The sequence below is a fragment of the Devosia lucknowensis genome (genome assembly GCF_900177655.1).
Classification (GTDB): domain Bacteria; phylum Pseudomonadota; class Alphaproteobacteria; order Rhizobiales; family Devosiaceae; genus Devosia; species Devosia lucknowensis.
Window position 1 is genome coordinate 208,089 of sequence record NZ_FXWK01000002.1, and the last position, 20,515, is coordinate 228,603.

At 63.3% G+C, this 20,515-nt stretch carries 17 protein-coding genes; 9 read left to right on the plus strand and 8 right to left on the minus strand.

Annotated features, from left to right (window positions below; genetic code table 11):
* Nucleotides 1–36 precede the first annotated feature (36 nt).
* Nucleotides 37–2,331 (plus strand): glycoside hydrolase family 15 protein, encoded by a 2,295-nt coding sequence (locus CCK88_RS13395; protein WP_086471105.1) that lies wholly within the window; start codon nt 37–39, stop codon nt 2,329–2,331.
* On the opposite strand, the gene CCK88_RS13400 is transcribed toward CCK88_RS13395, so the two are convergent.
* Genes CCK88_RS13400 through gnd form a run of 3 tightly spaced genes read right to left on the minus strand, consistent with a single transcriptional unit; the run spans nt 2,328 to nt 5,393 of the window.
* A complete protein-coding gene (locus CCK88_RS13400) occupies nt 2,328–3,002 on the minus strand; it encodes an ROK family protein (RefSeq protein ID WP_086471106.1) in 675 nt (224 codons plus the stop codon). The two genes, CCK88_RS13395 and CCK88_RS13400, sit on opposite strands and share 4 nt — an antisense overlap.
* A gap of 2 nt (nt 3,003–3,004) precedes the next feature.
* Nucleotides 3,005–4,381 (minus strand): glucose-6-phosphate dehydrogenase, encoded by a 1,377-nt coding sequence (gene zwf / locus CCK88_RS13405; protein WP_086471107.1) that lies wholly within the window; start codon nt 4,379–4,381, stop codon nt 3,005–3,007.
* Nucleotides 4,382–4,391: 10 nt separating this feature from the next.
* Entirely contained in the window at nt 4,392–5,393 is a 1,002-nt protein-coding gene (gene gnd, locus CCK88_RS13410; RefSeq protein ID WP_086471108.1) for a phosphogluconate dehydrogenase (NAD(+)-dependent, decarboxylating), read from the minus strand.
* 233 nt (nt 5,394–5,626) lie between these two features.
* On the opposite strand from gnd, the gene CCK88_RS13415 reads away from it, so the two are divergent.
* From CCK88_RS13415 to CCK88_RS13450, 8 genes are all read left to right on the plus strand, one after another.
* On the plus strand, nt 5,627–6,601 hold the full coding sequence (locus tag CCK88_RS13415; RefSeq protein WP_086471109.1) for a tripartite tricarboxylate transporter substrate binding protein: 975 nt from the start codon (nt 5,627–5,629) through the stop codon (nt 6,599–6,601).
* Nucleotides 6,602–6,672: 71 nt separating this feature from the next.
* A complete protein-coding gene (locus tag CCK88_RS13420) occupies nt 6,673–7,131 on the plus strand; it encodes a tripartite tricarboxylate transporter TctB family protein (protein WP_086471110.1) in 459 nt (152 codons plus the stop codon).
* A 9-nt stretch (nt 7,132–7,140) separates the two neighbouring features.
* Nucleotides 7,141–8,643, plus strand: a complete 1,503-nt coding sequence (locus CCK88_RS13425; protein ID WP_210189949.1) for a tripartite tricarboxylate transporter permease — start codon at nt 7,141–7,143, stop codon at nt 8,641–8,643.
* Nucleotides 8,640–9,332 carry a GntR family transcriptional regulator gene (locus CCK88_RS13430; RefSeq protein WP_086471112.1) on the plus strand — a complete coding sequence of 231 codons (693 nt, stop codon included), beginning with the start codon at nt 8,640–8,642 and terminating at the stop codon, nt 9,330–9,332. Before CCK88_RS13425 ends, CCK88_RS13430 begins: the two co-directional genes overlap by 4 nt.
* A 66-nt stretch (nt 9,333–9,398) precedes the next feature.
* The gene (locus CCK88_RS13435; protein WP_086471113.1) at nt 9,399–10,262 is read left to right on the plus strand and encodes an isocitrate lyase/PEP mutase family protein; all 864 of its coding nucleotides are present in this window, start codon (nt 9,399–9,401) and stop codon (nt 10,260–10,262) included.
* 5 nt (nt 10,263–10,267) lie between these two features.
* Nucleotides 10,268–11,263: a C-terminal binding protein gene (locus tag CCK88_RS13440; RefSeq protein WP_086471114.1), complete on the plus strand. Its 996-nt coding sequence runs from the start codon at nt 10,268–10,270 to the stop codon at nt 11,261–11,263.
* Between the two features lie 5 nt (nt 11,264–11,268).
* The gene (locus tag CCK88_RS13445; RefSeq protein ID WP_086471115.1) at nt 11,269–12,087 is read left to right on the plus strand and encodes an SDR family NAD(P)-dependent oxidoreductase; all 819 of its coding nucleotides are present in this window, start codon (nt 11,269–11,271) and stop codon (nt 12,085–12,087) included.
* Between the two features lie 10 nt (nt 12,088–12,097).
* Complete coding sequence (locus CCK88_RS13450; protein ID WP_086471116.1) at nt 12,098–13,999, plus strand: bifunctional sugar phosphate isomerase/epimerase/4-hydroxyphenylpyruvate dioxygenase family protein; 1,902 nt, start codon at nt 12,098–12,100, stop codon at nt 13,997–13,999.
* Between the two features lie 71 nt (nt 14,000–14,070).
* Here CCK88_RS13450 and CCK88_RS13455 read toward each other — a convergent pair whose 3' ends face one another.
* From CCK88_RS13455 to CCK88_RS13475, 5 genes are all read right to left on the minus strand, one after another.
* Nucleotides 14,071–15,600, minus strand: coding sequence for a tripartite tricarboxylate transporter permease (locus tag CCK88_RS13455; protein ID WP_086471117.1), 1,530 nt, complete (start codon nt 15,598–15,600; stop codon nt 14,071–14,073).
* A 13-nt stretch (nt 15,601–15,613) separates the two neighbouring features.
* Nucleotides 15,614–16,063 carry a tripartite tricarboxylate transporter TctB family protein gene (locus CCK88_RS13460; RefSeq protein ID WP_086471965.1) on the minus strand — a complete coding sequence of 150 codons (450 nt, stop codon included), beginning with the start codon at nt 16,061–16,063 and terminating at the stop codon, nt 15,614–15,616.
* A gap of 86 nt (nt 16,064–16,149) precedes the next feature.
* Complete coding sequence (locus tag CCK88_RS13465; protein ID WP_086471118.1) at nt 16,150–17,121, minus strand: tripartite tricarboxylate transporter substrate-binding protein; 972 nt, start codon at nt 17,119–17,121, stop codon at nt 16,150–16,152.
* A gap of 183 nt (nt 17,122–17,304) precedes the next feature.
* A complete protein-coding gene (locus CCK88_RS13470; RefSeq protein WP_086471119.1) occupies nt 17,305–18,666 on the minus strand; it encodes a sigma-54-dependent transcriptional regulator in 1,362 nt (453 codons plus the stop codon).
* Nucleotides 18,663–20,486 (minus strand): sensor histidine kinase, encoded by a 1,824-nt coding sequence (locus tag CCK88_RS13475; protein WP_086471120.1) that lies wholly within the window; start codon nt 20,484–20,486, stop codon nt 18,663–18,665. The genes CCK88_RS13470 and CCK88_RS13475 overlap by 4 nt, the downstream gene beginning before the upstream one ends.
* Nucleotides 20,487–20,515 lie beyond the last annotated feature (29 nt).

The window sequence follows — 20,515 nt, forward strand, 5'->3', positions numbered from 1 at the left end:
TTCCCTGCTGAGAAGTCTTCAGCGTCGAAATGCCAAATGAGCGAACCACTGCCGCCCGGCGCCCCGGGCCTTGATCCCACATGGTCTTCCAGCGACAAGGACATGATCACGACCGGGCTCGGCGCGAGCCGTGTCTGGGCAACGCTCGGTCATGGCATCGTCAACGAGGTCTACTGGCCCTCGACAGGCCGCCCGCAGATACGCGATCTCGGCTTCATCATCGCGCACAAGGGCGGCTGGACCGAGCTCAAGCGCGCCGACACTTATCTCTTTTCGCTGCCAAAGCCCTATATCCCGCTCCCCACCGTCGTTCACGAGAGCGCCCATTACCGGCTCGAACTCGAAATCCTGCCGCACCCGCTGCGCGATTGCCTCCTGATCCGCTACGCGCTTTCGGGCGAAGATGCGCGGCTTTACGTGCTCCTTGCACCCCATCTCGATGGCGCGCGCGAGAATGATGCGGTGGCCGGCAAGGATCTTTCGGCGAGCCACAATGCCACGGCGCTCTGCCTCCGCGCCGATGGCGGATTTTTGCGCACCAGCGCCGGCTTTGTCGGTACCTCCGATGGCTGGCAGGATTTTTCCGCCAATGGCGGCATGACCTGGACTTTTCCCGAGGCCAAGGGCGGCAATGTCGCGCTGATGGGCGAACTCGCCTCGGACAATGGCGTGCTCGCGCTCGGCTTTTCCGAAACGCCGGAAGGCGCGCGCACGCTTGCCCGGTCGAGCCTCGCCGACTCCTACGATGAAAGCCGCGATATCTTCATGAAGAGCTGGGAGGATTGGGCCCAGCACCTGCGCATCCCCTATGCCTCCCCCGAGCTCGAAGAAGCCGCCCGCCGTTCGGCCATGGTCATCAAATGCCATGAAGACCGCACCTATGCCGGCGCCATGGTCGCGAGCCTTTCGGTGCCCTGGGGCTCAAGCCACGACGATGCCGGCGGCTACCACCTGGTCTGGACACGCGACACGGTGGAAGCCGCCTTCGCGCTCATCACCGTTGGCCTCTACGAAGATGCCGGCCGCACGCTCGATTATCTCATCGGCACCCAGGCCGAGGACGGCAGCTGGGCGCAGAATTACTTCCCTGATGGCCGCGGCTATTGGAGCGGCAAGCAAATGGACGAGGTGGCGCTCCCGGTCATGCTCGCCGCAAAACTCCGTGCCGTCGGCCACCTGACCAATTCTCCGCCCGAAGAAGAAATGGTGCGCAGCGCCATTCGCTTCATTGTCCGCAATGGCCCGATGAGCGATCAGGATCGCTGGGAAGAAAACGCCGGCGCCAGCCCCTTTACCCTTGCCATGCTGATCGTCGCGCTCGTCGTCTCGGCCGATTACTTCACCGGCGAAGATCGCGACTATATCCTCTCCCTCGCCGACAGCTGGAACGAGCGCATCGAGGATTGGACCTATTCGGTCGATGGCCATCTCTGCGCCGGTCTGGACCTCCCCGGCTATTACATCCGCCTCGGGCCCCGAGCGGTCGATGGCGGCATCGACGGCATCATCAGCCGACGCAATGTGCAGCATGGCGAAACACCGGCCGGCGATCTCATCGGCCTCGAATTTTTATACCTTGTCCGCACCGGCCTTCGCGCTGCGGATGATCGGCGTATTGTCGACACGGTCAAACTGATCGACGCCAAGCTGCGCGCCGAACTCCCCACCGGTATTGCCTACTATCGTTACAATGGCGACGGCTATGGCGAGCACGAAGACGGCACGCCCTTCGACGGTCTCGGCGTCGGTCGCCCATGGCCGCTGCTGGCCGGCGAACGCGGACACTATGCGGCGCTGAGTGGCGAAGACCCCATGCCCTATCTCAATTCCATGCTGCGCATGGTGGGCAAGGGCGGCCTCATTCCCGAACAGGTCTGGGATGGCGAAGCCATGCCCGAACACGGCCTCGCCCCCGGCGAACCCTCAGGCAGCGCCATGCCCCTCGTCTGGGCCCATGGCGAACTTTTAAAACTCTTGGCCACGCAGACGACCGGTCGCCCGGCCGAGCTCTTCGACGTCATCGCCTCCCGCTACGCGGGCAAGCGCCCATCGGCCACGATGTGGCACTGGCGGGAGTCGAGCCCATTCGCAGCCATCGTGAAAGGCAAAGCCATCTCCATCGAAGCCTGCGACCCGTTCACCCTACATTTCGGCCTCGACGGCTGGGAGCATGCGGAAGACAAAGACTCCGTCCCCAACGGCCTCGGCATGCATTGCGTGCTGTTCACCGCTGCTGATCTTGAAGGTCACAAGACCTTGAATTTCACCTTCCGCAATGGCGATGGGGAATGGAAGGACAAGGATTTTTCGCTTGGGCTTGGAGTGGACTAAACCACCAGCTTCTCATCCGTCCAAAGCGCAAACCCGCCCTTGAACGCATTGGCATTATCCCCGCGCCGTGCCTTGGGCGGCAGGTCATCCAGCGCGTCGACATTGCCGCCACCGATGACCACATAGTCCGGTTGCAGCGCCGCGGTCAGCGTCTCGACCGCCTCGAACACATGGTGCTTCCACTTCTTGTGGCCGCGTTTTTGCAGGCTCGCTTCGCCGAGATAGTCCTCATAGGTGCGGCCCTTTTTGTAGGGCAGATGCGCCAGTTCCATGGGCTGCGCCACATTGTCGACGATCATTGCCGCCCCAAGCCCGGTGCCGAGCCCCAGAAACAGCATGCGACCGCCATCGTAGCTGCCGATCGCCTGCATGAGCGCGTCGTTGATGATCCGCACCGGCTTGCCGAACCGCTTTTCGAAATCGAACCCAACCCAGCCCCGCGCAAGATTATGCGGTTCGGCCAGTATCTTGTTGTGCACTACCGGCCCGGGATAGCCCATGGCGATCACATCGAAATCTAGCCCCTCCCACAGTGTCCGCAAATCCGTCGCCATGGTCTCGGCATTCATCGTCGGACCTGACGCCACCTTGCGCACCTGGCCTCCGGTATTGGCCATGATCTTGACGTGCGAGCCGCCGATATCGACGGCGAGAACCTTTTTGTCTGCCATGATCAAGCCTCCGGATCCACCCAGCCACCGGGCGGTTCAAACCCTTTCATCGCCGCCTTTGGTCCCCAGGTGCGTGGCTTGTAGCGCGCCGGAGCCTCGGGATCGTCAAGGATGGGGTCGAAAATCCGCCAGGCCAGTTCCGCCGCATCCTGCCGCGTAAAAAGCTGCCGCTTGCCCGCCATGGCGTCGCCGATCAGCCGCTCATAGGGCATCATGTCGTCGGTCGTATCGTCGAGCGCGGTCAGTTCCACCGCCTCGCCGACCATGTCGCCACCCGCTTTCTTCCGCCGGACGCCGATCCCCGTCACCACCTCCGGCCCGAGCCGAAAGCGCACATAATTGGCCTGATCCTTTGGAAAGCCATCGAAGACCGCGATCGGCGGCCTGCGGAAGCGCACGATGACCTCCGTCGCCTTGACCGGCAATTCCTTGCCGGCGCGGATATAAAAGGGCACGCCTTCCCAGCGCCAGGTATCGACCGCAAAGCGCAGCGCCGCAAACGTCTCGCGCGAGGATTTTGGCGCCACGCCCGGCTCATCGAGATAGCCGTCGAACTGGCCGCGCACGACGTCTTCTTTCTTGAGCGGCCGAATGGCCTTCAGAACCTGCACCTTCTCGTCGCTGAGATCATCGGATTCGCCATTGACCGGCGGCTCGACGGCGAGCAGCAGCAGGACATTGAGGAGGTGGTTCTGCACCACGTCGCGAATGGCCCCGACCTCGTCATAGAATTTGCCGCGGCCCTTGATGCCAAAATCCTCGGCCATGGTGACCTGGACACTCTCGACATAATTGCGGTTCCAGATCGGCTCGATGAACGCATTGGCGAAGCGGATATAAAGCAGATTCTGGATCGCCTCCTTGCCGAGGAAATGGTCGATGCGAAACACCGCATCTTCCTCGAAGACCTTGTGGAGCGTCGCATTGAGCGCCTGCGCGGTGGCCAGATCACGGCCAAATGGCTTTTCCACCATCAGCCGCGCCCCCTTGGCGATCCCCGCCGCCTCCAGTCCATCTGCCACCGTGCCGAAGAGCGAGGGTGGGATGGCGAGATAATAGAGCGGATGCTTGTGCGTCCCCAAAGCCGCGCGCAGCTTTTCGAAGGTCGCGGCCTGCTTATAATCCCCCGACACATAATGCATCAGGCCCATCAGCTTGCCGAACACCGCCTCGTCCACCGTGCCAAATTGCCTGGTTACTGCGTCGCGGGCCCGCTCGGCCAACTGATCTTGGCTCCAGTCGTCGAGCGCCACCCCGACAACAGGTTTATCGAGATGCCCGCGCCGCACCATCTGGTAGAGCGAGGGCAGGATCATCTTGTGGGCGAGATCGCCCGTCGCGCCGAAGACGACGAGGGCATCCGAGGAAGTCCTGCGCATCTTTGCCTCCTCAGTGCTTTTCGCTGTGGCCGCCAAAGGCGTAGCGCATGGCCGAAATCAGCTTGTTGGCATATTCGTCGGCATCGCGCGAAGCGAAGCGTCCGAAGAGCGCCGAGGACAAAACCGGCGCCGGCACCCCGGTCTCGACCGCCGCGCGCAGCGTCCAGCGGCCTTCCCCGGAATCGGAAACCTTGCCGCCGAAATTGGTCAATTCCGGATCGGTTTTCAGTGTCGACGCCGTCAGGTCGAGCAGCCACGAACTGATGACGCTTGCATGCCGCCAGACTTCGGCGACCCCCCCGACCTCGATATCGAACTGATAATATTGCGGATCGTGGAGCGGCGCCGTCTCGGCATCCGCCGCGCGCGCTTCGCTGCCCGCATCGGCTGCCTTCAGGATATTGAGCCCCTCCGCGTAGGCCGCCATTAGCCCATATTCGATGCCATTGTGCACCATCTTGACGAAGTGCCCCGCGCCGCTGGCCCCACAATGGAGATATCCGAGCGGCGCCGTATCGCCCGACCCCGCCTCTGCCCCACTGCCATCCTTGCCCGGAGCAAGCGAAGCAAAGATCGGCTCGAGCCGGTCAAAACTCTCCTTGGGTCCGCCGATCATCAGGCAATAGCCGCGTTCCAGCCCCCAGACCCCGCCGCTCGTGCCCACATCGACAAAGCTGATGTTTTTCGCCGCGAACTCGCGCCCCAGATCCACCGCATCGCGATAATAGGAATTGCCGCCGTCAATGATGGTATCGCCGGGCTCGAGCTGTTCTGCGACCTCGCGTGCGACCTTGCCGGTGATCGCCGCCGGCAGCATCAGCCAGACAGCGCGGGGCTTTTGCAGCTTGCCGATCATCTCGGCCATCGAGCTTGCGCCCACCGCGCCTTCCTTGACGAGCGCGGCGACATTGTACCGGCTCACGTCATAAACGACGCATTCGTGCCCCGCCTTGATCAGCCGCCGCACCATGTTGGCGCCCATGCGGCCAAGGCCCACCATCGCTATCTGCATTTCATGCTCCCGCTTCTGACGCTTTGAGGGCCGCGATGGGGAACGCGACCTGCACACCCTAAACGCCAATGATCCCTTCGGTCGTTGCATGGCAAATCCGCGGAATTGCAGTGGTATCACCGCCCAGACTGACGAAAACGGATCAGTCGTTGACACAGCAGCTCTGATGTATACAGTGTCCTGCATACATCGAAGACGTCAACGAGGCGCACGGTGTGCACATTGGAGGAACAATGACATTCTCTCGTTTGGTCGCCGCGACGCTCGTCGCGGCCGGCGCACTTTCGGCCGCGCCTGCCCTTGCGCAGGACTACCCAACCAAGCCCGTAACCATCATCGTCCCCTGGGGCGCTGGCGGCGGCACCGACGCCACAGCGCGTTTGATCGCAACCCTGCTGGAAAACGATCTCGGCGTGCCTGTGCCGGTAGAAAACCGCACCGGCGGCTCCGGCGTGGTTGGTCACTCGGCCATCGCAAATGCCCGGCCCGATGGCTACACGATCGGTATCGCTACGCTTGAAATCGGCGGCATGCACTATCAGGGCCTGACAGACATCGACTACACGGCCTTCACGCCGATCGGGCTCTACAACGCCGATCCGGCCGCCATTTTCGTGCGTACAGATGGGCCTTATGCCGACGCGACGGCGCTGATCGACGCCATCAAGGCCAGCAGCGACCGTGAGCTCAAGGCGTCCGGCTCGGCCCAGGGCGGCGTCAACCACCTCGCCGTCGCCGGCATGCTCAATGCCCTCGACATTCCGGTCGCACGCGTCGCCTGGGTTCCGTCCGAGGGCGCTGCCCCCGGCCTTCAGGATCTGGCTGCCGGCGGCGTCAACTTCGCCACTGCCTCCCTGCCCGAAGGCCAGGCGCTGATGGATGCGGGCCGTATCAAGCCCATCGCCATCTTCGCAGCGGAACGCAGCGCGGCAGCTCCCGACCTGCCCACCTTCGCCGAAGTCACGGGCGTCGATTTCGCCATGGGCTCCTGGCGCGGCATCGTTGCCCCGGCCGGCGTGGACGCCGCCATCGTCGAAAAGCTGCAGACCGCCATCGGCGAAGTCGTGCAGGACCCCGACTATGTGAGCTTCATGCAGGCACGCGGCTACGCGATGCAGTGGACCCCAGGGGCCGAGTTCGGCGAGTTCCTCGCCAATTCCGACGCCCAGATGGGTGCGACCCTCGAGGCCGTCGGCCTCGCCCGCTAAATGACGCACGGAGCCGCCTGCTTGCGGGCGGCTCCAAAGCCTTACCTTGCCCAAGCCGGCAGGAGCATTCCATGCGCATCCATGACACGCTGATCGGCGCCTTTTTCCTGCTGCTCGGCAGCTACATCATTTTCGAAGCCGTCCGCTTCCCCGCCATGCCTGGCCAGGCCATCGGCCCTGGCACATTTCCGATGGTCTTCGGTGCGGTTTTCCTCGTCGGCGGCCTGATCGTGGGCCGCAGCGGCCTTGCACAGGGCTTCTCGCGACTGGTCGAAATCAACGACGGCTGGCGTCACGCTGACCGCGCCATCGCTGCAGCCGTCGCCGTCCTTGGCACCCTGTTGTTCGCCGTGTTCTTCGAGCAGATCGGCTTCATTTTCGGCGCCATTGCGCTGATGCTCGTGCTGTACGTCCTGCTCGGCCATCGCAACTGGCTCTGGCTCGCCGTTCCCTTTGTTTTCGTCGGCGTGGTCTACTACGCCATGGCGCGGCTGCTCCTCGTGCCGCTGCCCACCGGCCCGCTGTTCTAGGAGCCAATGATGGACGTCATCCTTTCCGCATTGCCGCTGGTCTTCAATCCCTTCACCCTGATGGTGATCTTCGCCTGCGCCCTGTTCGGCATGTTCATCGGCGCAGTGCCGGGGCTGTCCGCGACCATGGCCACCGCCATGCTGGTTCCGATCACCTTCTACATGGACCCGGTGCCCGCGGTCGGCGCGATCGTCGCGATGTCGGCAATGGCCATCTTCGCCTCTGACATCCCCGCTGCCCTGATCCGCATTCCCGGCACTGCCGCATCGGCTGCCTATGTGGACGACCTCTACCGCCTGACGCAGAAGAACAAGCCGGGCCTCGGCCTCGGCATCTGTGTCGTGACCTCAGCCATCGGCGGGGTATTCGGCAGCCTCGTCCTGATGCTCGCAGCACCGCAACTGGCAGAAGTCTCGCTGAACTTCACGTCGTTCGAGTTCTTCTGGCTCGCGCTTCTGGGGCTCAGCGCCGCCGTGATGCTGGGCTCGGGCTCGATCGTCAAAAGCCTGATGGCGCTTTGCCTGGGGCTGATGGTGGCTTCGGTGGGGCTTGATGGTTCGTCGGGCTACCCACGCTTCACCTATGGTCAGCAATCGCTGCTGAGCGGAATTTCGTTCATTCCTGCACTCATCGGTTTCTTCGCGGTGCCCGAAATCATCCGGGCGATCGTGCACCGCGACCAGAACTACCAGCCCAAGACGATTTCGAAGGTCAGCGAACTGTTCGAGGGTCTGGGCAAGACGCTCTGGCAGTTCCGGATGAACATCATGCGCGGCAATCTGGTGGGCACGGTGGTGGGCATTCTTCCAGGCGCCGGCTCGGACGTTGCCGCCTGGATCAGCTACGCGATTTCCAAGCGCTTTTCCAAGCACCCCGAACGCTATAGCAAGGGCAATCCCGAGGGGCTCGTAGACGCCGGTGCCGCCAACAATTCTGCCCTCAGCGGCGCCTATGTTCCTGCCATGGTATTCGGCATTCCCGGCGACTCCATCACCGCGATCGTCATCGGCGTGCTTTACGTCAAGGGCCTCAATCCCGGGCCGATGGTGTTCATCAACAACGCGGTCGAGATCAACGCCATCTTCATCGTGTTCATCCTCGCCAACCTGCTGATGATCCCGCTGGGCATCCTCGCCATCATGATGGCCGCGCCGCTGCTGCGCGTGTCCAAGACCGCGCTGGCGCCGATGATCCTCTGCTTTGCCATCGTCGGGTCGTTCTCGATCGACCTGTCGGCCACCTCGATCATCATCATGATCGTCGTGGGTGTGTTCGCCTACCTTATGGAGGAGAACGGCTTTCCCGTGGCGCCGGCGGTGCTGGGGCTGGTGATGGGAACGCTGGTCGAAACCAATCTCATCACGTCGCTGATCAAGAGCGACAACAATCCCCTCGAGTTCTTCGAGCGGCCCATCGCCGGTGTCCTGGGCGTCATGACCCTGTCGCTCTGGCTGATCCCGCCGATCATCAAGCTCTATCGCAAGTCGCGCATGCAGGGAGCCACGCCATGAAGCAGATGCGCCTCGAACAGCCTAAGTCCCTTGCCGAAATGGTGGCCGTGCGCCTCCGCCAGGCCATTATCGACGGCGAGATCGGCCTGGGCGAAAGCATAGCCGAGGAGAAGCTGGCCGAAAGCTTCGGGGTCAGCCGGACACCGGTACGCGACGCCCTCATCCAGCTCGAACAACAGGGGCTTGTGGTCATCCAGCCCAAGCGCGGCAGCTTCGTATTCAGCCCCACGGCCGAAGATGTCACCTTCATCTGCGAATATCGCAAGATGATTGAAGTGCACGCCATGAAGTTCGCGCTGGGACGCAACAAGGGCGAGCTGATGGCGCGCATAAGCGACGTTACGGCGGCCATGGGCGCTGCCATGCAGAGCCATGACGCCGTGAGCTACGGAAAGCTCGATACCGACTTCCACCAGGCGTTCGTCGACTGCTCCGACAACCCCTATGTCCAGGATGCGTACCAACTTGTTTCAGGGCGGATCGCGGCGCTGCGAACGCATCTGACGCGGCCGATCGAACACCTGCGGCAATTGTCGTTCACCGAGCACCAGAAACTGGTCGAGCTCGTTGCCGCCGAAGACATCGACGGCTTCGGCCGCCTGATGGATGCCCATGTCGACAGAACCGGCGAAATCTACGTGGTCGCCCTCACCGGAGCCGGTGAGGACAACGACCAGGTTTCCGCCTGACGCTCCCGGGCGCGATCAATCTTCACCGCACCGGATAGCGTCTTCCCCTCCAAGACCGGACTTTTCATGAACCAAGCTGCAAAACTCAAAAACCGCCTTACACAGCCAGGGATCGTCATGGCGCCCGGAGCGCTCGATTCCATCAGCGCACGCCTCGTGGAACGCGCGGGCTTCGAGGCCATCTACATGACAGGATTCGGTGCAACGGCGAGCCGTATCGGCATGCCCGATATCGGCCTTTTGACACAGACGGAAATGACCGAGCACGCGCGCAACATGGTGCGCGCCACCTCGGTACCGGTCATCGCCGATGCCGATACCGGCTACGGCGGCCCGTCCAACATTCACCGGACGGTGCGTGAATATATCCAGGCGGGCGTCGCGGCGATCCATCTCGAAGACCAGGTGGCGCCCAAGCGGTGCGGCCAGATGGCCGGCATACGGCTGATGGATCTCGATGAAAGCGTGCTGCGGCTCAAGGCAGCCATCGAGTCGCGCGAAAACGACGACCTGCTGATCATCGGCCGGACCGATGCCATGCCGGCGGTGGGCGCCGAAGAAGCGATCCGCCGGGCGCATGCCTATCAGGATGCCGGTGTGGATCTCGTCTTCGTCGACGGCATCAAGAAGATTGCCGAGGTGGAAGCCGTGGCAAAGGCCGTCAAGGGGCCCAAGGTCGTTTCCATCGTCGATGGCAACGAGACCACGGCGCTGACCGCAAGAGACCTCGAAGAGCTCGGCTTCTCGCTCGTGTTCTATGCCGTCACGGGGCTCTTCACGGCGACGCGCGCCATGGCCGATGCATTCGCCAATCTCAAGCGCAACGGCACGCCGGCCAATGCGGCCGCCCAACACACCTATGCCGAGTTTGCCGACATCGTCGGCATCGGTTTCCACCAGTCACTCGATGACCGCTACGGGGCCCAGTAGATTTCATGACGTATCGCATCGTTCTTACCGACTACGAGTTTCCCGACCTTGCACCCGAGCGCGAGGTGCTCGCAGAGGCCGGGCTCGAACTCACCGCCTGCCAGGCCAAGAGCGAGGATGAACTCATCGCGGCCTGCGCCGGCGCCGACGCGGTCATCAACCAGTACGCGCAGCTGACGCCGCGGGTGATCCGTTCGCTCGACAAGTGCCGGATCATCTCCCGATACGGCATCGGCCTCAACACCATCGACGTTCCCACCGCCACGGAACTCGGCATCTATATCGGCAACGTGCCGGACGGATCGCTCGAAGAGGTGTCAGACCATGCGATCGCGCTGATGCTGTCGGTCGCCCGCGGCCTCGGCAAGTTCGATCGCGCTGTCAAATCCGGGCTGTGGGACTATACGGTCGTCAAGCCCCTCTACCGTCTGCGCGGGCGTACGCTTGGCCTTCTCAGTTTCGGCAATATTGCCCAGCGGGTGGCCATCAAGATGGCCGGTTTCGGACTGCGGATCATCGCGCACGATCCTTACGGCAATCCCGCGCGGGCGAAGGAACTGGGCGTCGAGCTGGTGGATCTCGACACCCTTTGCCGCGAGTCCGATTTCCTCTCCGTGCATGTGCCGCTGGTCGCCGAAACGCACCACATTCTTTCGACCGCGCAGTTTGCGCTGATGAAGCCGAGCGCGATCGTCGTGAATACGGCGCGCGGTCCGGTCATCGACGAGGCGGCCCTGGTGGCGGCGCTGCAGGACGGCCGGCTGGCCGGCGCGGGACTCGACGTATTCGAACAGGAACCGGTGGCCAAGGACCATCCCTTGCTCGGGATGGACAATGTGGTGCTGTCGTCTCACGCGGCCTGGTATTCGGAGGATTCCGAATATGAAATCCGCACCAAGACGGCGCGGAACGTGGTGGATGTCATGCAGGGTCGGCTGCCGACCTACCTCGCCAATCCAGCCGTGCGTGACCTGGCGCGCGGGCCGGTCGCGGCGGAGTAGGCCGGATGACCGACCGCTCGCTCGACGGACTGACGGCGCTGGTCACCGGCGCCGTCGGGGGTATCGGACAAGCCACTGTGCTTGAACTGGCCGCGCATGGCGCCAATGTGGTTCTGGCCGACCTCGCCGATGCCGAGGACCTGGCATCCGGCATTGCCGCCCGACATGGGGTCGCTGCGCTTGCGGTGCGGATGGACGTCACCGACGAGAGCAGCATCGCCACTGCGCGCGACCTCGTCGCGGCCCGCTTCGGCAGGGCCGACATCGTGGTCAACAATGCGGGCATCATGCAGCGCCTCAGCGCCGATCACCACACATTGCCGGCCAGCGATTTCACGCGGATGCTGGCAGTCCACGTGGCTGGCTCCGCACAGGTCTCGGCCGCATTTCTTCCGGCCATGCGGGACAATCGCTTCGGCCGGATCATCAATCTCTCCTCGGTTATCGGCCATGTGGGCCTTGGACGGCGGACAGCCTATTCGACCGCGAAGGCGGCCATTGGCGGCCTGACCCGCGGGCTCGCACTCGAAAATGCGCGCTGGGGCGTCACCGTCAACGCCATTGCACCGGGCTATGTGATGACCGACGTGCTGCGCGCCAAGATCGCGGCCGGCACGCTGGATTACGACCGTTTCGCAGAGCGATCCGCCGTCGGCCGCTGGGCCACACCGGACGAAATCGCGCGCGTCATCCGTTTTCTCGCAGAACCCGGTTCGGGCTTCATCACCGGGGTCGACTGGCTCGTGGATGGCGGGTTCTCCATCAATGGCAATCCGGGCGAGGACGTGGGCCCGATCGTGCCGTTCGAGGCTATACAGGGATAGGATAGCGCGCATGAAGACCTCCATCGCCACTGTCTCGATCAGTGGAGACCTGCGCGAAAAGCTGGACGCCATAGCCGGTGCCGGATTTCATGGCGTGGAAATCTTCGAAAACGACTTCCTGATCTACGACGCGTCGCCGCGTGAGGTCGGGCGCATGGTTCGCGACGCCGGCCTGGCGCTCACCCTGTTCCAGCCATTCCGCGATTTCGAGGGCATGCCCGAGCCGTTCAGGCAACGCGCCTTCGACCGTGCCGAGCGCAAGTTCGACATCATGGGCGAACTGGGCGCGGACCTCATGCTGATCTGTTCGAGCACGTCCCAGGTTGCCCTGGGCGGCATCGATCGCATCGCCAACGACTTTGCGGAACTGGGTGAGCGCGCGGCAAAACGTGGCCTGCGCGTCGGATACGAGGCATTGGCATGGGGCCGCCACGTCAGCGACCACCGGGACGCCTGGGAGGTGGTGCGCCGAGCCGATCACGCCAATATCGGACTGGTGCTCGACAGCTTCCACACGCTGTCACGCCGGATCGACGTCAACTCCATCCGTGCCATTCCGGCCGACAAGATCTTCATCGTGCAGCTGGCCGACGCGCCGGACTTCGACATGGACCTGCTCTACTGGAGCCGCCACTTCCGGAACATGCCCGGAGAGGGCGACCTGCCAGTCGTCGATTTCATGCGCGCGGTATCGGCGACGGGCTATGACGGGGTGATCTCGCTCGAGATCTTCAATGACCAGTTCAGGGCCGCCGACAGCCGGGCCGTCGCAGTGGACGGCCAGCGGTCGCTGCTCAATCTGATGGACCAGGTGCAGCGCGCCGAACCGCAGCTCGCGATCAACCTGCCCGCCATTGCGCCACCGGTAGAGGTGGAGCGCGTCGAGTTCGTGGAGTTCACGGCCGACCGCCATGCCGCCGAGCCGCTGGTCGCCATGCTCGGCGCGATGGGTTTCCGCCACACCGGCCAGCATCGCAGCAAGGACGTCGCGCGCTACGAGCAGGGCGGGATCTCGGTCGTCGTCAACAGCGACAGTCGCGGCCTCGCCCATCGGACCTTCCAGACCCGTGGTCTCAGCGCCTACGCCTTTGGCGTCCGGGTGCCAGATGCCGCGGCGGCGCTCGATCGTGCCGTGGCCCTTGGCGCAAAACCGTTCACGCAGAACCTTAAGAGCGATGACCTGAACCTGCCCGCAGTGAAAGGGGTCGGGGGCGGCCTCGTCTACTTCTTCGATGACAGCGAGGCGCTGGCGAAGGTGTGGGACACCGAGTTCGTTGCGCTGGGCAGTCCCGAACCGATTGCCGATGCCGGGCTGGGGCGGTTCGACCATATCGCCCAGTCCATGCCCTATGACGAGATGCTGCGCTGGCTGCTGTTTTATTCGTCCACCCTCAAGGTGGAGAAAACCCCACTCGTCGACATCATCGACCCCTCTGGACTGGTGCGTAGCCAGGTGGTTCAGAACGATGACCGAAGCCTCCGCATCACGATGAACGGGGCAGAAAATCCGGCGACCGTGGCTGGGCAATTCCTGGCCGAGACGCTGGGCGCGGGCATTCAGCACCTCGCCTTTGCCAGCGACGACATCTTCGCCACCGCCGAAATCCTCCAGAGCCGGGGCTTCGTTCCGCTGCAGATTTCGCCCAACTACTATGAGGATCTTGAAGCGCGCTTCGGCCTCGACCCCGATTTCGTGGCCCGCCTCAAGCGCCATCAGATCATGTATGACGAAGATGCCGGGGGGCGTTACCTCCAGCTCTACAGCCCGATCCTGAGCGGCGGCTTCTTCTTCGAGATCGTCGAGCGTCAGGGATATGACGGGTATGGCGCAGCCAATGCCATTTTCCGCATTGCGGCGCAGCGCCGCCTCGTTGGCTCCCGCGCCATGCAGTCAGGACGCGCCGCGACCTGACCGAGGCCTTCCCAGATCGTCGCGACACAAGATACCCGCGCCGGTCGGGCGCGGGTGTCAACTTGGGCGGATCAGCGCGCCGGGTTTTCAGCGAGCGCCTGGGCCGACAGTTTCGACCGCCGGTTGCGAATGGCGGAATAGACGGTCCAGACCAGAAGCGCGGCAGTGATGGCCAGCACCGTCGCCGAGATCGGGCGATCGATGAAGGTCGAGAAATTGCCCCGCGACATCAGCATGGACCGGCGGAAATGTTCTTCCATGAGCGGCCCTAGGACGAAGCCCAGCAGGAGCGGCGCAGCCGGCCAGTCGAAGATGCGCATCAGGTATCCGAGCATACCGAAACAGACGACCAGCCACACATCGAAGGCTGAATTGCTGACCGTGTATGTGCCGATGCAGATGAACATCAGAACAGCTGGATAGAGCAAGTGATAGGGGATCATCAGCAGCCGCACCCATACCCCGATCAGCGGCACGTTGAGGATGACCAGCATCAGATTGCCGATCCAGAAGCTCATGATCAGCCCCCAGAACAGCGCCGGCTGTTCGGACACGAGGCTCGGTCCGGGGGAGATGCCGTGGATCATCAGGGCACCCAGCATCAGGGCCATGGTCGGGCTGCCGGGAATGCCGAGTGACAGCGTGGGAATAAAGGATGTCTGATCGGCCGAGTTGTTCGACGATTCGGGCGCCATGATGCCTTCGATGGCGCCCTTGCCGAACCGCTCGGGCTCGCGGGCGACACGCTTTTCGACCGCATAGGACATGAAGGCTGCAACCGATGGGCCCGTGCCCGGCAGCGTGCCGAAGAAGGCGCCGATGCCCGAGCCACGAGCCATGGGTGCCCACGAGCGCCGAACATCGTCCTTTGTTGGCTTCATGGCCTTGAACTTGACGCTTGCAGGATCGATGTCGCCGACCTTGATCTTGCGCACCGAGCCGATGATTTCGGCGACGCCGAATATGCCCATGGCAAGCGCCACCAGATTGATTGCGTCGGTCAGTTCGAGAATGCCGAAGGAGAAACGCGGCGTGCCGGTATAGATATCGGCGCCCACCGTGCCGCACATGATGCCAAGAACGACCATGGCGAGCCCCTTGACCGCCGACCCCTCGGATATGGTCGAGGCGGCCACGAGACCCAGGATCATCAGCGAGAAGTATTCGGCCGAGCCGAATTGCAGCGCATAGGATGCGATCACCGGTGCGAACATCATGAGCAGCATGATGCCGATGGAGCCGCCGATAAAGGACGCCACGGTGGTCATCAGGAGGGCAACGCCACCCCTGCCCTGCCGGGCCATGGGATAGCCATCGAGACAGGTCACGGCATTGGCGGGAGAGCCGGGAATGTTGAGCAGGATCGAGGCGGTATTTCCGCCATAGCTCGACCCGTACCAGATGCCGGCGAGCATGATGAGCGCCGTCGTGGGATCGAGATAGAAGGTGAGCGGAAACAGCAACGACATGGCGGCCAGGTGGCCGATGCCGGGAATGACGCCGACCAACGTTCCCAGGAACACGCCTAGAAAGCAGTAAAGCAAGTTCTGCCAGGTCAGGGCGGTGTCGAGACCGAGCGCAATATTGGAAAATATATCCATGGGAATGCCCCTCCTAGAAGGGCCAGCGGAACATCGGGATCGGCAAGCCCAGCCCGACGCTGAAGATCAGCCAGGACATGAGGCAGAGCGACCCGGTGAGAATGATCAGGCTGACCGGACGGATCTTGAGTTCGGCGAGCGATGAGATCACGACCACGGCGATAACAGCAGGAAGCAGGCCAAGCGGACGCACCATGAGGGCAAAGGCGGCCACGCCGCTGAGTACAAAGATCGGCGTCCAGATACGGATTTCGGGCATGACGCCCGGTCGGAAAAATGCAGGCACGGCCTGCATGATGCCAAAGCCGGCGAGAATGATGCCGAGCGCCACCGGAAACATGCCCGGGCCCATGCGGTTGATGGAGCCCAGTTCATAATTGGCGAAGGCGTATCCGGAGAAGGCGAGCCCGACGAGGATCAGCAGGGCTCCGCCCATGATGTCCCGATAATCACGCGACAGCATGCACATGCTCCTTTGAGAGGATGCGGTATGACGGATGGAAAGGAAAGGAAACCGGGGCGCCCCGAATGGAAGCGCCCCGGTGGAGATCAGTTGGCGTAGACGCCGGCCGCTTCGATGATCGGCCGCCACAGGTCGATCTCGCTGCGCACCTTGGCTTCCAGTGCCTCGGAGGTGGCGTCCTCGGCAGAGGACGGGCTCGTGCCCAGATCGGCGAAGCGCTCGATGACGGTGGGGTCGGCGAGGGCAACCTGGAGGGCTTCGGAAAGCCGGGCAACGATTGCCTCGTCGGTGCCGGATGGCGCGTATAGGCCATGCCAGATCGAGACGCCGAACTCGGGCAGTCCGCCTTCCGCGGTCGTCGGCAGGTCGGGGAGACTGTCGAGGCGTTCCGGGACGGTCACAGCAAAGGCCTTGATCGAGCCGTCACGGATCTGGGTGGTGGTGTTGGTGGTCTGGTCGCACATCAGATCGACCTGGCCGCCCATGAGATCGGTCACGGCCGGACCGGTGCCCTGGTAGGGAATGGGCGTAAGCTGGGTGTCGATGGCATTCATGAACAGCAGGCCGCAAAGGTGGCTCGCCGCGCCGATGCCGGCATTGGCGTAGAGCACCGCCTCGCCTTCGGTCTTGGCCCACTCGATGACCTCCTCGAGCGAATTCTGCTCGAGGTCCGAACGGCCGACGAAGACCATGGGCACTTCGGTCACCAGCCCGACATATTCGAAGTCTTCGGTCGCGCTGTAGGGAAGCTCACGATAGAGCGTCTCGGCAGTGGCCATACCGATGTGGTGCAGCAGCAGCGTATAGCCATTGGCTTCTGCCTGGGCCACGCGGGCGGCACCCAGGGTGCCACCGGCACCGCCGACATTCTCGACGACGATGTTCTGGCCCAGATCTTCGCTCATGGCGCGAGCGACGAGGCGCGTCACCGTATCGGTGGGGCCGCCGGCCGCGAAGGGAACGACGATGGTGATGGGCTGGGTCGGGTAGGACTGAGCAAAGGCAGTGGTGCCTGCGAGAGCGGCCAGACCTGCGGCGAGAACGAGCGGCTTGATCATGAAAACGGAACTCCTCCGGTTTTGCGTTAGGCCTTCTTTGGGCCCGGTGCCGCATCAACCCCGAGGTCCACCGGCCCTGACAACCGGCATCGGGCAGCGCCAAGCGCTTTTTCATGACCCTGTTCCGACAAATGGGTCGATTAGGTAACATCGGCCTGCAGCCATGGGTCGGAAACGACCCAATCAGGCCTCGCTTGATCCGTCATCGACAAAGCCACGACGCTCGAGGCCATGGCGACGCATCTTCATGTAGAGCGCCTTTCGGGACAGCCCGAGGGATTCGTAGACCGGCTTGACCCTTCCCCCATGGGCTGCAAGGGCGTTTGCTATGATGGCCTTTTCGGCCGCCGCCATGCGCTCGGAAAGGCTCGCACTGCTGTTTTCAGCCACTACCGGTCCGGTCTCGGAGGAGAGCCCGAGGCCAAGCCCGAAACGGTCTGCGGCATTGCGCAGCTCGCGGACATTGCCACGCCAATCGCGTTCGGCCACTGCGGCCAGAACCTGCGGCGAGACGTCCACCGGTTCGCGGCGATACCGCGCGGCGGCCTCTCCGACAAGCTTGAGAAACAACATGGGGATGTCCTCGGCGCGTTGCGACAAAGCCGGGATGCGCAGGGTGATGACATTGAGCCGGTAAAGCAGTTCAGCCATAAAACGACCGGCGACAACTTCATCCTCGAGGTCGACCTTGCTGGTGGCGATGAAGCGCACATCGAGCGGAAAGGCCTCGCTGGTGCCCAGACGCGTGATGGCACGCTCCTCGAACACGCGCAGAAGCTTGGCCTGCACATCGACCGGCATGGCGCCAATGTCGTCGAGCAGAATGGTGCCGCCGCGCGCCAGCTCGAACTTGCCGAAGCGGGCCCGCAGTGCTCCCGGAAACGCGCCGGCTTCATGCCCGAACAATTCGCTTTCGATCAACCCGGAGGGAAGCGCCGCGCAATTTATGGCGACGAAGGGCTTGCCAGCGCGCCCGGACAGATCGTGCAGCGCGCGCGCCGCGACTTCCTTGCCGACACCCACGTCGCCCACGATCAGTACGTCGGCATCGGTCGGCCCAACGGCGCGCAATTTATGGCGAAGGTCGATCATCGCCGAAGATCGGCCGGTCAGGCGCTGCTCGAGGTCGTCGGGATGTCCGGCCGCTGCGCGGAGGATGCGATTTTCCAGCACCAACCGCCGCCGATCCATGGCACGGGCGCTGATATCGGACAGGTCGGTGTTGGAGAAAGGCTTCTCGACGAAGTCGTAGGCGCCTTCGCGGATGGCACGGACCGCCAGCTGCACGTCGCCGTGGCCAGTCACGAGGATCACCGGAATATCGGGATCGAGATCGCGGATGCGGGCCATCAGCGTCATGCCGTCCATGCCCGGCATGCGGATATCGGAAACGACGATGCCGTTGAACCCGAAGCCGACGCGATGCAGCGCCTCCTCGGCATTTTCGAGGCTGCGCACGGCAAAGCCGGCGAGCTCAAGCGCTAGCGCGGTGGCGATCCGCATTTCCTCGTCGTCCTCGACGAGCAGAATTTCGCCTTGCTTCATTGCGCGGGCTCCAGTTCTCGACTTTCGGCAGGCTCGAGCAGGATCGTGAACACCGCGCCACCGGCAGGGGCATTGCGCACGGTAAGGTCGCCGCCGAAATCCTTGACGATATTGTAGGAGATCGACAATCCGAGGCCCAAGCCGCGCCCGACGCCCTTGGTGGAAAAGAACGGATCGAAAATGCGGTCGATGACGCCGGCCGGGACGCCTGGACCGGTATCGGCGACCGTCAACGCGATCCTCCCGTCCAGCTGGCGCGCGGCAATGGCGACTTCACGCTTTTCGCGTCCCTCGATGGCATCGAAGGCGTTAGACAGGATATTGACCAGCACCTGCTGCAGGCGCACCGATCCGGCCTGAGCCAACGGGCAGTCGGCAAGGTCAGTGGTGACAACGATGACCTGGTCTCGCACTCGCCAGTCGAGGATGGCCAGCGCGTCCGCGACGATCGGGTCGAGGTCTACCGGGCGCAATTGCTCACCCGGCTTGCGCGCGAAATTGGACAGGTGCCGGCTGATCGTCGTCATCTTTTCGGTCAGGCCGCCGATACGCTCGACATACTGGCGCACCTCGCCGGTGCGATCGCGATCGATCATCACCAGCGCGCTGTCGGCATAGGAACGGACGGCGGCAAGTGGCTGGTTGAATTCATGGGACAGCGCTGCCGACATCTGGCCCAGCGCGGCGAGCTTGCCGGCCTGCACCAGATCGGCTTGGGTCTTGCGGAGTTTCTCCTCGGCATTGCGCCGCTCCACCACTTCGGCCTCGAGACGGCTATTGGCGAGGCCGAGATCGGTCGTCCGTTCGGCCACGCGCCGCTCCAGTTGTTCGCGGGCCTCGGCCTGCATGGCCAGCCGTTCGGCAAGCCGCATGCGGCGCTGCATCCAGACGATGACACCCATGGTGACGACTGCCATAGCCGAGAGCAGAAGCAGTGTGGTGATCAGCGCTTCAGCGCGCGCGGGCGACGCATCGAGGAGCACGCGGACGGTCCAGCCGGCTTCGGGCATGGGCTGGGATACGCTAAGATATTCCGGCGCAGGATCGCCATCGAGAAAGGACAAGAGGCTATGCCCCTGCTTCGTCCTCGTCAGCGCCGCCGGAAGTTCGACGAGTTCTGCATCGGCATAACGACGGGTCTGCCCGGTGCGATCGAGCCTCTCCTGGGTCAGGGGTTCGAGAGAGGCGAACAGCCATTCGCTTCGCCCAGACATGAAGATGATGCCTTCCGGATCGGACACGATGATCTCGGTATCGCCCGAGCGCCAGCTGTTCTCGATGGCGTCGATATCGACCTTGATGGCGAGGACGCCATCGATCCTGTCCGCGTTGATGATCGGTGCGCTGAAGTAATAGCCCCGCCTCAGCGATGTCGTGCCCAGCGCGAAGAAACTGCCGTCGCGCCCTGCGATGGCGTCGGTGAAATATGGACGATAATCGAAGGTCTCGCCGATGAAGGAGGCCTCGGATGCGTGGTTGGACGCCGCGATGGTCGTGCCATCTCCGGTCATGACGTAGATGTCGGACGCCTCGAGCAGATCACTCGTCGCCTCGAGGTAGGCATTGGCTGAGACGATCTTGTCGGCATCGCCAGGATTGGCGGCGAGGTCCCTGATGTCCTGTAGCTCCGCCAGCAGTTGCGGGAGCTTGCGATAGCGATCCAGCTGGCCCTGCAGTGCCGAGACGGCCAATCCCAGCGTGTCGTCGGCGCGTGAGGCCGCCTGGTTGAAATAGATTTCGGTGAGCATGCGGAACGACACAGTCGCGACCGGGACTGCCAGAACCAGGCACATCAGGGCCACCCAATAGGGCGCCCGCATTCCGAATATCGACCTTCGCACCAGGTCCG

Bases quoted from the DNA above. Each gene is read 5' to 3' on its own strand.
- CCK88_RS13395 (WP_086471105.1), top strand. From the start codon at position 37: ATGAGCGAACCACTGCCGCCCGGCGCCCCGGGCCTTGATCCCACATGG.
- CCK88_RS13400 (WP_086471106.1), bottom strand. From the start codon at position 3,002: ATGGCAGACAAAAAGGTTCTCGCCGTCGATATCGGCGGCTCGCACGTC.
- zwf (WP_086471107.1), bottom strand. From the start codon at position 4,381: ATGCGCAGGACTTCCTCGGATGCCCTCGTCGTCTTCGGCGCGACGGGC.
- gnd (WP_086471108.1), bottom strand. From the start codon at position 5,393: ATGCAGATAGCGATGGTGGGCCTTGGCCGCATGGGCGCCAACATGGTG.
- CCK88_RS13415 (WP_086471109.1), top strand. From the start codon at position 5,627: ATGACATTCTCTCGTTTGGTCGCCGCGACGCTCGTCGCGGCCGGCGCA.
- CCK88_RS13420 (WP_086471110.1), top strand. From the start codon at position 6,673: ATGCGCATCCATGACACGCTGATCGGCGCCTTTTTCCTGCTGCTCGGC.
- CCK88_RS13425 (WP_210189949.1), top strand. From the start codon at position 7,141: ATGGACGTCATCCTTTCCGCATTGCCGCTGGTCTTCAATCCCTTCACC.
- CCK88_RS13430 (WP_086471112.1), top strand. From the start codon at position 8,640: ATGAAGCAGATGCGCCTCGAACAGCCTAAGTCCCTTGCCGAAATGGTG.
- CCK88_RS13435 (WP_086471113.1), top strand. From the start codon at position 9,399: ATGAACCAAGCTGCAAAACTCAAAAACCGCCTTACACAGCCAGGGATC.
- CCK88_RS13440 (WP_086471114.1), top strand. From the start codon at position 10,268: ATGACGTATCGCATCGTTCTTACCGACTACGAGTTTCCCGACCTTGCA.
- CCK88_RS13445 (WP_086471115.1), top strand. From the start codon at position 11,269: ATGACCGACCGCTCGCTCGACGGACTGACGGCGCTGGTCACCGGCGCC.
- CCK88_RS13450 (WP_086471116.1), top strand. From the start codon at position 12,098: ATGAAGACCTCCATCGCCACTGTCTCGATCAGTGGAGACCTGCGCGAA.
- CCK88_RS13455 (WP_086471117.1), bottom strand. From the start codon at position 15,600: ATGGATATATTTTCCAATATTGCGCTCGGTCTCGACACCGCCCTGACC.
- CCK88_RS13460 (WP_086471965.1), bottom strand. From the start codon at position 16,063: ATGCTGTCGCGTGATTATCGGGACATCATGGGCGGAGCCCTGCTGATC.
- CCK88_RS13465 (WP_086471118.1), bottom strand. From the start codon at position 17,121: ATGATCAAGCCGCTCGTTCTCGCCGCAGGTCTGGCCGCTCTCGCAGGC.
- CCK88_RS13470 (WP_086471119.1), bottom strand. From the start codon at position 18,666: ATGAAGCAAGGCGAAATTCTGCTCGTCGAGGACGACGAGGAAATGCGG.
- CCK88_RS13475 (WP_086471120.1), bottom strand. From the start codon at position 20,486: ATGCGGGCGCCCTATTGGGTGGCCCTGATGTGCCTGGTTCTGGCAGTC.